The 13,111-nt window shown below is 31.1% G+C and carries 8 protein-coding genes; 7 read left to right on the top strand and 1 reads right to left on the bottom strand.

The window, feature by feature from the left end; translation table 11 throughout:
* The first annotated feature begins 225 nt into the window (after positions 1-225).
* From AB8U03_RS08815 to cbiM, 3 genes are all read left to right on the top strand, one after another.
* Positions 226-1,206 carry a lipoate--protein ligase gene (locus AB8U03_RS08815; protein WP_369704180.1) on the top strand — a complete coding sequence of 327 codons (981 nt, stop codon included), beginning with the start codon at positions 226-228 and terminating at the stop codon, positions 1,204-1,206.
* Between the two features lie 69 nt (positions 1,207-1,275).
* A complete protein-coding gene (gene lipA, locus AB8U03_RS08810; protein WP_369704179.1) occupies positions 1,276-2,148 on the top strand; it encodes a lipoyl synthase in 873 nt (290 codons plus the stop codon).
* Between the two features lie 274 nt (positions 2,149-2,422).
* On the top strand, positions 2,423-3,406 hold the full coding sequence (gene cbiM, locus AB8U03_RS08805; RefSeq protein WP_369704178.1) for a cobalt transporter CbiM: 984 nt from the start codon (positions 2,423-2,425) through the stop codon (positions 3,404-3,406).
* Positions 3,407-3,510: 104 nt separating this feature from the next.
* Here the strand turns inward: cbiM and AB8U03_RS08800 are convergent, their stop codons facing one another.
* Positions 3,511-4,665 carry an aminotransferase class V-fold PLP-dependent enzyme gene (locus tag AB8U03_RS08800; protein ID WP_369704177.1) on the bottom strand — a complete coding sequence of 385 codons (1,155 nt, stop codon included), beginning with the start codon at positions 4,663-4,665 and terminating at the stop codon, positions 3,511-3,513.
* 228 nt (positions 4,666-4,893) lie between these two features.
* Here AB8U03_RS08800 and thrC point away from each other — a divergent pair, with 228 nt between their 5' ends.
* From thrC to pepT, 4 genes are all read left to right on the top strand, one after another.
* Complete coding sequence (gene thrC, locus AB8U03_RS08795; protein ID WP_369704176.1) at positions 4,894-6,384, top strand: threonine synthase; 1,491 nt, start codon at positions 4,894-4,896, stop codon at positions 6,382-6,384.
* Positions 6,385-6,877: 493 nt separating this feature from the next.
* Positions 6,878-7,942, top strand: a complete 1,065-nt coding sequence (locus AB8U03_RS08790) for a sensor domain-containing diguanylate cyclase (protein ID WP_369704175.1) — start codon at positions 6,878-6,880, stop codon at positions 7,940-7,942.
* A 37-nt stretch (positions 7,943-7,979) separates the two neighbouring features.
* On the top strand, positions 7,980-11,687 hold the full coding sequence (gene addA / locus AB8U03_RS08785; protein ID WP_369704174.1) for a helicase-exonuclease AddAB subunit AddA: 3,708 nt from the start codon (positions 7,980-7,982) through the stop codon (positions 11,685-11,687).
* A gap of 151 nt (positions 11,688-11,838) precedes the next feature.
* Positions 11,839-13,068 (top strand): peptidase T, encoded by a 1,230-nt coding sequence (gene pepT / locus AB8U03_RS08780; protein WP_369704173.1) that lies wholly within the window; start codon positions 11,839-11,841, stop codon positions 13,066-13,068.
* The last annotated feature ends 43 nt before the right edge of the window (positions 13,069-13,111 follow it).

Genomic DNA, 13,111 nt, shown 5'->3' with positions numbered 1-13,111 from the left:
TCCTTTGTAAAAAGTAATAACATCATCAAGTTCTTAACTATTATATACCCCCAAATTTCCTGAAAGAGGCTTCCAAAGGATAATTAATTATCTTTTGGAGAGCCTCTTTCTTATATTTGGACAGGTAGTATATAGTATTTGATTTTAGTTTAAGTTATAATTAAGGAGGAGATTTAAATGATTACATTTAAATAAGAATCACTTGATACACGGGAGGAATCTTATATGCTTTTTATTGAACATTATAATACTAATCCTTATATAAATCATGCCATTGAAGAATATGTTATGGATAAGTTTCATGAGGAATGTTTTATGTTGTGGAGAAATAGACCTTGTATTCTAATCGGGAAAAATCAAAATACAATGGCAGAAATAAATGTGGATTATGTAAAAAAGCATAATTTGCCAGTTGTTAGAAGAATGTCAGGCGGGGGAGCTATATTTAATGATTTGGGGACTCTGAATTTTACCTTCATAGCTATGAATGATGACAATATTTTTGCGGATTTTGGACGGTTTACAGAACCTATAATGAGAGCACTGAAAAATTTACATATAGGAGTGGAGCTTTCTGGTAGAAATGACTTGGTCATAAATGGAAGAAAATTTTGCGGAAATTCTCAATGCAAGCATGGAAATAAGATTTTACATCATGGAAGTATTTTATTTTCAGTTGATATGGAAAATTTAAATAGATCATTAAATGCAAGTTCAATTAAATTTTCGGACAAGTCTGTTAAGTCTGTAAAAAGTAGGGTTGTAAATTTAGGCGAATATTTTAAAGAGCCAATGACAGTAATAGATTTTAAAAATTTCTTAATAAAATCAATAATGGAAGAGCATAAATGCAGTAAAGTATACAGATTTTCAAGAGATGATTGGAAAAGAATAAAAAAAATATCAGACGATAGGTACGCTTCATGGCAATGGAACTATGGTAATTTTAAAAAGTTCAATTATTCCAATGAAAAAAAGTTTAAAGGAGGAATTGTGCAGGCTGATATAAATGTATATAAGGGAGTAATAGATTATATAAAGTTTTTTGGGGATTTTTTTAGTAAAAGGGAAATTGATGAATTTGAGAAACAGTTTATAGGTGTAAGATATGATAAAGGTGAAGTTTTAAAGGTACTTGAAAGTGTAAATATTGAAATGTACATGCATAGTATAAATGCGGAGAATATCATGGAGGTTATGTTCTAATGGCAGCATGCAGTATACTGATGTTATAATTTAAGATATATTAAAGTGGGGAGAGAGGGAGAGTGTTTTATGCAAGGTAGAAAACCGGATTGGCTGAAAGTTAAGATAAGGGGAGGAGAATTTTCAGGAGAAGTTAAGGACATATTAAAAAAGTATTCTTTAAATACTGTATGCAGAGAGGCAAATTGCCCTAACAGGATGGAATGTTTTAATAAAAGAACGGCAACTTTTATGATATTAGGTAAAAATTGCACTAGAAACTGCACCTTTTGCAATGTTACAAAGGCCAAGCCTGAAGAGGTTGATGAAAAAGAACCTTTTAATGTGGCACAGGCAGTAGATAAGCTTGAGCTGAAACATGCAGTTATAACCTCTGTTACTAGAGATGATCTGGAAGATGGAGGTGCTTCTCATTTTGCCAGAGTCATACAGGAAATAAAAAAGCTAAGAAAAAATGTAACAATAGAAGTTTTAATACCGGATTTTAAAGGGGATAAAATGTCTCTAAAAAAAGTGGTGGATGCAAAACCAGATGTTATAAATCACAATGTAGAAACTGCACCCGGTCTTTACAAGGAAGTAAGACCCATGGCAGTATATCAACGCTCATTGGAACTGTTAAATAGGGCTAAAGCCATGGACAGTTCAATTCTTACAAAATCAGGATTTATGCTTGGGCTCGGAGAAAAAAAAGAAGATATTATACAGATATTAAAAGATTTAAGAAAGGTTAATTGTGATATTGTTACAATAGGTCAATATCTAGCACCTTCTTTAAAGCACCATCCTGTTGTGGAATATGTCCATCCTAGTATATTTGAAGAATACAGGAAAATAGGATTGAAATTGGGATTCAAGTTTGTTTCATCTTCTCCTTTAGTGAGGAGTTCCTATCATGCAGAAGAAGCTTTGAAAAATAAATATAATATCAAAATGGAATAAAATACAGGTATTTTCTCAAAATGATATAAATTTGTATCGTTTTGAGAACCGTTTATTTATATGATGAGAGAATTTATGCTATGATTTGTAGCTAAAATTTTATCATTATGAAGTGATTTTTAGGTTAAGGTGGAGCTTGCTTATGAAGAAATAGCCTAGTACATATAATTATGCATTGATTTTTTAAATGATATATTTATAATTAAAACAATGGTATAAAAATTGCTTATAATTTAATTAGATGCAGTAATTTTAAAAATTAGGAGGTATTATTATGCATATTCCTGACAATTATTTAAGCCCGTCAACTTGTGCGGTTATGGGAATAATAATGTTGCCCATATGGACAAAGGCTGTTAAAAAAGTCAAAACAGATATTAGCAAGAAAAAAATTCCACTATTAGGTGTATGTGGAGCGTTTTCATTTTTGATTATGATGTTTAATGTACCCATCCCGGGGGGAACTACAGCTCATGCTGTAGGAGGAACTCTAATTGCGATTTTATTGGGGCCTTATGCAGCAACTATTTCAGTGAGCATAGCTTTGCTTATACAGTCACTTTTCTTTGGGGATGGAGGAATACTTGCCTTTGGAGCAAATGCCTTTAATATGGCATTTGTAATGCCATTTGTAGGATATGCACTATTTAAATTTATAAAAAGTGGATTAAAGGGTACTAAAGGGGAGTACATAGCGGCTTTTATTGGAGCATATGTGGGAATTGTGGCTGCAGCCTTTATGGCTTCCATTGAATTTGGAATACAGCCTATTCTTTTTAAAGATGCATATGGACATGCTCTTTATAGTCCGTATGGATTAAAGATTGCTATCCTGGCTATGGTTCTAACTCACCTTTTAATAGGTATACTGGAAGGTTCTATAACTGCAGCAGTATATGCTTATGTTAAAAAAATGTCACCGGATATAATATATAACAACAACGAAAATGCAAAAGCAAGCAATAGAAAACCACTTTATGGGATTTTAGTAGCACTTATAGTATTATGTCCTTTAGGCCTTTTAGCCAGTGGAGATGCATGGGGCGAATGGGATGCAGAAGGCATAAAGTCCCTAGTAGGTTATGTACCTAAAGCTTTCAGGCATGGAATGGATTATCATGCTATTGCAGCAGACTATTCTATATCAGGTATGAATAGTGTAATTGGATATATTATTTCCGCAATAGCAGGAACTGCGATTATTATAATTGTATTTAAAATAGTAGGATCCTTAAAAAAGCATCCTAAAAACACATAATGATCTCCTATATTATAGAAAAAGGGTTGTTTCAAAATAAATTTTGAAACAACCCTTTTACATGGTATGAAGAACATAAATTAATAGTTAATGAAAAATTTAACTTATAACTTATAACTTTTGACTATATTTTTTAAGGCATCGATTAAAATATCTATATCCTGTTTTGTATTGAAATATCCTATGCCTATTCTCATGGCACCGATTTCATATGTCCCCATTACTTTATGAGCTGTCGGAGCACAGTGAAATCCAACTCTTATCATTACGTCATATTCTTGATCCAATTTAAAAGCAATTTCTTCTCCTGACATGTTCTTTATGTTAAAGGAAATGACACCAACTATTTTTTGAGGATCCTTGGGCCCGTATATGTGTATCCCAGGAATTTCTTCTAACTTTTTAAGTGCATATTCAATTATTTTATCTTCTCTGGATCTTATTTTTTCTACACCTAAATTGGATATATATTTAATTCCCTCACCTAAACCAACTATTCCTGACACATTTAAAGTTCCTGCTTCAAACTTATTAGGACAGAAGTTAGGCTGATATGGATTTTTAGAATCTTCACCAGTACCACCTGATTTTAGAGGACGTATGTTTATATCACAATTTAATAAAAATCCACCAGTACCTGTAGGCCCAAAAAGACTTTTGTGACCTGTAAAAGCAAGAATATCTATATTATCCCTTTGAACGTCTATAGGATAAGCACCTGCCGTTTGGGCGCTATCTATTAAAAATGGTATTTTATGTTTTTTCGCTAAAGCTCCTATTTCTCTTATAGGCTGAATGGTTCCAAGTACATTGGAAGCATGAGTAAATACTATGAGTTTTGTATTTCCTTTTATAAGGTTTTCTACATCTTCTGGATTAGTTATTCCCTCAGATGTACAAGGTACTTGGGATATCTCTACATGCTTATCCCTTTCGAGGATCTTTAAGGGTCTCCATACGGAATTATGTTCCAAACTGCTGGTTATAACGTGATCTCCAGAATTTAATATGCCATTTATCAACACATTTAAAGAATCAGTTATATTGTAAGTAAAAATCACTTTAGAAGGATCTTTGCCATTAAACAATTTACATATATTGTTTCTACAATCAAAGATAAGTCTATCGGCAGCAATGGCCGATTTATAGGCACCTCTTCCTGCAGTAGCACCTATATTTTTCATGAATTCTGAAATTGTATCTATCACTATATCAGGTTTCGGATAGGATGTAGCAGCATTATCTAAATAAGTTCCCAAAAGTGTTACCTCCTTATTTATAATTTTAAATCATAATCATATTATAACTTTATTATGTAAAAGTAGAAAGAGATAATTGATATATATCTTAGTTTTGTGTCATTATATTTTTTTAATTCTAATTTTCAAGTCATATACCATATGTTATTATATAATTAATATATGGTATTAGATTATTAAAAAAGCAAAACTAACACCATGCTTGCTATTTAAAAGGAGTGATATAATTTGAGAGAAATTTATTACAATAGTACTAGAGGACTAAATGAAAATTTTACTGCGTCTGAAGCCATATTGCAAGGTATAGCTGGAGATGGGGGACTATTTGTTCCCAATAATATTCCATTTATAAATGAAGAAGAACTGAAAGAATGTAAGCACATGAACTTTAAGCAATTATCACTGTATATAAGCAAAAAATTTTTTACGGATTTTGATGAAAATGAATTGAAAAAATGCATAGATATGGCTTATGAGCATAAATTTGAATCTGAGGATATAGCTCCTTTAAATAAAGAAGGAAATGTGTTTTATCTGGAATTATTTCATGGACCAACTTTGGCTTTTAAAGATATAGCATTATGTCTTCTCCCACACTTGATGAAAGCTGCAGCTAAAAAGCAGAATCTGCGTAAAGATATAGTTATACTTACTGCTACTTCCGGTGATACCGGGAAAGCTGCATTGGAAGGTTTTTCAGATGTGGAGGGAACAAAAGTAGTGGTATTTTTCCCTGAAGAAGGCGTGAGCAACATACAGAAAAAGCAGATGATCACTCAAACAGGCACAAATGTAAAAGTTGTGGGCATAAAAGGGAATTTTGATGATGCTCAAAGGGAAGTTAAGAGAATCTTTAATGATGTTGAATTTAAGAAGGAACTGGAGAAAAAATCTTATATGTTTTCTTCAGCTAATTCCATAAATATCGGCAGGCTGATACCACAAATAGTATATTACTTTCATGGATATATGGAACTTTTAAGAAAAGGGGAAATAAAATTTGGAGAAAAGATAAATTTTGCAGTTCCAACGGGAAATTTTGGAAACATACTTGCAGCTTATTATTCTAAGAAGATGGGTTTGCCTATAAATAGGCTTTTATGTGCTTCAAATGAAAATAAAGTATTATACGATTTTTTGAATACAGGAATCTATGATGCTGAAAGAGAATTTTTAGTGACTATATCGCCTTCTATGGATATATTAATATCCAGTAATCTTGAAAGGCTAATATATGATATAAGCGGTAGAGATGCTGGTATTGTGAAGGATCTTATGGATGATTTGAGTAAGCGGGGTAAATACAAGATCAGTGAACATATGAAGAATGAGATGAAGATATTTTATGGCGGTTTTGCCAGTGACGAAGAGACACGGCAATCTATAAGAGAGGTATTTAACAAGTATAAATATCTTATGGATACTCATACTTCAGTTTCTTATTCTGTATATAAAAAGTATTTGAGAGATACCGATGACAATACAAAGACTATAATAGTTTCCACTGCAAGTCCTTTTAAGTTCACAAGATCTGTAATGGGTACTTTGGATGATAAATATAATTCTAAAGATGATTTTCAGCTTATAGAGGTAATGAGCAAAGTGGCCGAACTTAAAATTCCAAAACCTATAGAAAAATTAAGTAAGTGTAAAATTCAACACAGCACTGTATGCGAAATAAATCAAATGGAGTCTGAAGTTGAGAAATTTTTAAAATAGAATTCTACATAAAAAATAAAATTTACCAAATAATTTAAATGAGTTAGTTGGTAAATTTTATTTGATTATTGTAAAAAAATTCAATAAATAGATGATATTAAAAATAAAATTATAGCTGTATTTTGTAAAATAAGGTTGTAAATGAACGATAAGTATTATACAAAAATGCTATGATATACATGTAATCAGTAGTATAATATTGAAATAGAAGCAACAATAAGTTGATATTAAAGGTCAAGTGAAATGTTATATATATTTTATTATAATCTCAATCAAGCAATAGGATAGTATATATTTATACATTTATAAGGAAAATTTTTCCTTATAAAATATACTTTTACGGGTATTATTATAAAGGCGGATAATTTATATTAAATGATTCTTAGGTTTAGGTGGAGTTTGCTCATTGGGATAAAATTGTAAATATATTAAATATAATAGAGCTTATATTTGATAAACTGGGATTAAATAGGTTGTAATAAAGGAGAGGTTTATGTTTGTATCATTATTGGAGAGATATAATCAACTTAAACATGATTATGAAAGCTATCAAAGGGTAGCGGAAGAAACCATACAAAAGCAAAATAGGAAGATTAGAGAATTGGATAAAAAACTGGATATGCTATCTTCAATAATAGAAATAAATCAGTATATAAATAAATGCCTTGGCAGTGATGAAATAATTTCTAAGATAAATGATATAATGATAGGAATTTTAGGTGTGAATTATTCCAGTGTGTATCTTCTAGAAAATAGAAAACTAAAGCTAAAGTCTACTAATTTATATAATACAAAACACCATTTCAAAATAGAAGAGTACAATAGTAAAAAGTTAACTAAATTAACTCCATATTTACTTAACTCTCTTGATAATATATATGCAGATAGCAGTATTCAGATACATTCCTCATTATTTATGCCTATATATTTAAAGGAAGATCTTTTGGGTGTTATTTTAGTGGAACATAATATATACAATTATTTAAATCAAGGAAATATAAAATTATTATCTGCACTTAGCAATCAAATTGCCATATGTATAGAAAATAATAGACTTTATAATAAAATAAAGGAGAATTCTCAAAAAGATTTTCTCACGGATCTGTTCAGCAGAAACTATTTTTTTTCGGTTATACAAGAAAAGATAAAAGATTGTGGAAAAGGTTTTGCTATTGTAATGATAGACATAGACAACTTTAAAAGCTGTAATGATACTTTTGGACATCAATATGGTGATGTGGTTCTTAAAAGGGTCAGCAGTATAATAAAGGATAACCTCAGGAAAGAAGATATGGTAGCTAGATATGGTGGAGAAGAGATTATAATATATATGTATAATATAAAAGGGGTGTCAGATGTATATAGCAGGATGAGCAGTATAGGAAAATTTATAGAGGAAGAGCCTATAGAATACAATGGAAAGTTGTGCCATGTGACAGTTTCTATGGGGATAAGTATATCTTATAATAAAAATGAAAATATCGAGGATATAATAAGAAAAGCAGATATGAATTTATACAGGGCAAAAAACTCCGGGAAAAATAGAGTAGTTTGTTGATTATAATAATATATAGGATTTGAAAAGGGTGATAGATATGAGTAAAAGGTGGACTGAAGCTCAGAGTGAAGCCATTTTTACACAAAAGTGCAATTTGTTAGTGGCAGCAGGAGCTGGGACAGGTAAAACAGCGGTGTTGGTGGAAAGAATAATACAAAAAATAACTGATGATAGTGAAGATGTAGATATAGACAAATTATTGGTTGTTACATTTACAAATGCAGCAGCTTCTGAAATGAAAGAGAGAATAGGAGAAGCGCTTTCTAACTTATTAGAGGTAAATTATAATTCTAAAAATATTCAAAAACAATTGGCTTTATTAAATCAATCCAATATAATGACTATCCATTCCTTTTGTCTTAAGGTTATAAAAAGTAATTTCCATTTAATAGATTTGGATCCTAACTTCAGAGTATGTGATAATACTGAGTCCATGCTCTTAAAACAAGATGCACTTGAAGAGGTCTTGGAAGAAAAGTATCAAGAAGAAGAAGGGGAATTTTTAAGGCTGGTAGATAGTTTTGGAAATAAAAATGACATTAAACTTCAAAATATGGTCATGTCGTTATATGAATTTTCAAAAAGTAATCCATGGCCTAAAAGATGGCTGCAGGAAGCTGTGGAAAATTTTAATGTAGAAGAAGATTTTAATTTTGAAGACACTATTTGGGCTAAAACATTAACTCACAGTTTAGATATGGAGATTAATGGTTACAAGGATAAGATGGAAAATGCCGTGAAAATGATTAAAGACACCAAAGGTCTGGAGCATTATTTAAGCCCCTTTGAAAATGATATTGAAACTATATACAGAATGCTGGGTGCTGATTCCTGGCATAAAATGAAAAGGGAATTTATAAAATTAGAATTTGATAAACTTCCAGTCAAAAAAGTGGAAGATGACATAAAAAATATAAAAGAAAAAGTTAAAAATATAAGAGATGAAGTAAAAAAGAAATTAAATGACATAAGAGAAAGTATATTTTTAAGCTCAGTTAATGTGGGTAAAGATATGAAGGAAGTATACCCTAGGATCAAGTGCCTGGTTTCTCTTGTAATAGATTTCAGTGATAAGTATTATGATAAGAAAAGAGCAAGGGGAATACTGGATTTTAGTGATATAGAACATTTTTGCCTTGAGATATTAACGGATGTGGATGATATGGGAAATAAGATACCTTCACAAATAGCTTTGGAATATAGAAGGTATTTTGAAGAAATATTTATAGATGAATATCAAGACAGCAATGAAGTTCAAGAAGTTATAATGAATATGATAAGCAGAAAAGCTCAAGATGCAAATTTGTTTATGGTAGGAGATGTAAAACAGAGCATATACAGGTTTAGACAGTCAAAACCAGAGTTGTTCCTACAAAAATATGCTGCTTATTCTGAAAAAAAGGGAAGTAGAAATAGAAAGATAAAATTATCTGAAAATTTTAGAAGCAGAAAAGAGATAATAGATGCGGTAAATTATTTGTTTAAGCAGATAATGTGCAGGGAAATAGGGGAGTTGGATTATGATGATGATGAATGTTTAATAAGTTCAGCTAAATATGGAGTTTGCCAAGGAAGATGCGGTGGAGATATAGAAATTTACATAGCAGATAAAAAGGAAACTGGGGAGGGTCTGGAACTAGATAATCAGGAGTTATTGGATAATATTCAGGTTGAGGCCCGTATTGTAGCTGAAAGGATAAATGAATTGATAAATCCCAAATCAAATGGGGAATGTTTTAAAATATATGATAAGGTAATAGACAGTTATAGAGCCGTAATGTATAAGGATATAGTAATATTGATGCGTGCAACTCAAAATTGGGCACCAACTTTTGTAGAGCAGCTGAATGATTTGGGAATACCTGTATTTGCAGATACTTCAGTAGGCTATTTTGAAGCTATTGAAATAAAAACTGTAATATCCCTTCTTGAAATAATAGATAATCCAATACAGGATATACCCCTCATAGCTGTACTCAGATCCCCTATAGAGGTATTTTCACCAGAAGAGCTTATGGACTTGAGAATAGTGAATAGGGAAGTTCCTTTTTATGAAATATTAAAGGCAGTGGCAGAAGAAAAGGCAGAATCAAAATATTCCTTAGATCATATAGGGGATGAATTGAAATATAAAGTTAAAGCGTTTTTGAAAAAGCTTAACAGCTGGAGGAAAAGGGTAATATATATGCCAATAGATGAATTCATATGGCACCTTTATACAGAAACAGGTTATTATGGTTTTGTAGGAGCTATGCCTGGAGGAATTCAAAGACAGGCAAATTTGAGAATGTTATTTGAAAGAGCAAAACAATATGAAAAAAGCAGCTATAAGGGGCTTTTTAATTTTATAAATTTTATGAATAAGATCAAAAACAGCAGTGGGGATTTGGGAAGCGCAAAAGTGCTTGGAGAAAATGAAAATGTGGTTAGAATAATGAGCATACATAAGAGCAAAGGACTTGAATTTCCTGTAGTGATACTGGCAGGAGCAGGAAAAAATTTTAATTTAACAGATGTAAACAAGAGCGTACTGTTTCATAATAAACTGGGATTTGGACCGGATTGTGTAAATGTTGAGAGGCATATATCCTATCCTACTGTTATGAAGCAGGTATTAAAAAGAAAATTAAAAGTTGAAACTCTTTCTGAGGAAATGAGAATATTATATGTAGCCTTTACTAGAGCAAAAGAAAAACTTATAATAACGGGAATGATAAATGACGTTGAAAAGACAGCCAAAAATTGGTGTGAATATGCATCTTATAGTGGAGTCAAACTTCCGGAGTATTCCCTTATAAATGCTAAGAATTTTCTTGATTGGATAGGACCGGCAGTTGCAAGGCATCCTTGTGGAAAATCCATTAGGGATATTTCTAAGGCTTATGGCAATTTAAATTGGATAATTGAAGGAGATAACTCCAAATGGAAAGTATGTATTAAAAGTAAAGATAGTTTTATTAAAGGTATATCTAAAGAAAAAACTTGTGAGGATATAATGGAGTGGATTAAAAATTTAGATCTGAACTGTAGTGAGAGAAGATATGAAAATGAAGTCCATAAAAGGCTTGGCTGGAAATACAAGTATGGCGAAGCTTCTAAAATACCTGCTAAGTTTTCAGTATCAGAATTGAAGAGAAGATTTAAATTAATTGACAGAGAAAATAGTGTGGAGTTTATAGAACCTGTATATTTGAAAAAACCACTTTTTTTAAAAGAAAAAAAAGGTTTTACCGCAGCGGAGAGAGGAACAATTATGCATTTGGTAATGCAGCATATTGATATTAAAAAAGTTAACTCCTATTCTGAAATAGAAGAACAAATATATAAATTAGTGCTGAGAGAATTTATAACTGGTGAAGAGGCCAAATCTGTATCCATACAGAAAATATTAAAATTTTTTAATTCTCCTCTTGGAGCAGGAATGAAAGTGGCCAAGAATTTATACAGAGAAGTTCCATTTTATATGGAAATTGACAGTAGTGAAATATATAAAGAATTACCACAGGAGATCTATGGAAGTGAAAAGGTATTGGTCCAGGGAATAATAGATTGTTATTTTCAGGAAAAAAATGAATTAGTGCTTGTGGATTATAAAACGGATTATGTTGAAAGTGTAGAAAAGATAAAAGAAAAATATAGGATTCAAATTTATTATTATGCACGGGCATTGGAAAAACTAACAGGTAAAAGGGTTAAAAATAAATATTTATATCTATTTTACAGTGATAATACATTGGAAGTTTAAAAGTTAGATAAAGTGGGCATATAGTACAGTATAATTATTAATATAATTTTATGTAAAGCTTTAATGTTGTAAATTGTGGTTTTTATATAATGGTGATATAATTTCATAGAAGACCAATAAATAAATATTTTATTGCATGGGAGGAATTTATATGGAAAATGTTGTTGGCAAATTATTAAGATATGTAAAGTTCGATACTAGTTCTGATGAGGAATCCAATACTGTTCCAAGTACTTCAAAACAACTAAAACTGGCAGGTCAGCTGTCAAAGGAGTTATTAAGATTTAAAATGAAAGATGTGTCCCTGGATGAGAATGGTTATGTCATGGCTACTCTACCTGGCAATATTGAAAAATCAGTCCCTGCAATTGGATTTATAGCTCATATGGATACCAGTCCGGAAACTTCAGGAAGAGATGTAAATCCTCAGATAATAGAAAATTATAATGGTGAGGATGTAATCCTAAATAAGAAGGAAAATATAGTTTTAAGTGTTAAAGACTTTCCAGAAATAAAATCTTATAAAGGCAAGACACTGATAACTACGGATGGAACAACTTTGCTTGGTGCAGATGATAAAGCTGGTATTGCAGAAATAATGACTGCTGTAGAATATTTAATAGAGCACCCGGAAATAAAGCATGGAGATATAAAAATAGGATTTACTCCAGACGAGGAAATAGGGAGAGGTCCAGATCATTTTGATGTGAAAAAGTTTAATGCTGAATTTGCCTATACTATAGATGGAGGCTCCATTGGAGAATTAGAATTTGAGAATTTTAATGCGGCTTCTGCAAAAATAACGGTTTCAGGGAGAAATGTACACCCAGGTGAAGCAAAAGGTAAAATGATAAATTCAATGCTTATAGCCGGTGAATTTATAAACATGCTTCCTAAGGATGAAATACCAGCAGCTACATCAGGTTATGATGGATTTTATCATCTTGTTTCAATGAAAGGTGATGTGGATAAAACCACACTTAATTACATTATAAGAGATTTCAACCAAGAAAAATTTGATAGAAGAAAAAAATTGGTAGAAAAATATGCAAATGAAATTAATAAAAAGTATAATAAAGATGTCATGAAGGTTCATATATCAGAACAATATAAAAATATGAAAGAAAAGATTGAATCTGCAAAATATACAGTTGATATAGCTTTTCAGGCCATGAAAGAAGTTGAAGTAGAACCTAAGATTGTACCAATTAGAGGGGGCACTGATGGGGCTAGGCTTTCATTTATGGGACTTCCAACTCCTAATATATTTACAGGAGGACATAATTTCCACGGTAAATTTGAATATATACCAGTGTTTGCCATGGAGAAGGCAGTACAGGTTATAATTAAAATAGCTGAGATAGCCGCAAAAAAATTATAGTAACTCTTTTTAAAATTTGTAATATTATATTCAATATAAGATA

It is taken from the genome of Clostridium moutaii, from assembly GCF_041205085.1.
Lineage (GTDB): Bacteria > Bacillota > Clostridia > Clostridiales > Clostridiaceae > Clostridium_B > Clostridium_B moutaii.
The sequence above is the reverse complement of the archived record's forward strand: the minus strand, read 5'-3'. Positions and strand labels throughout refer to the sequence as shown.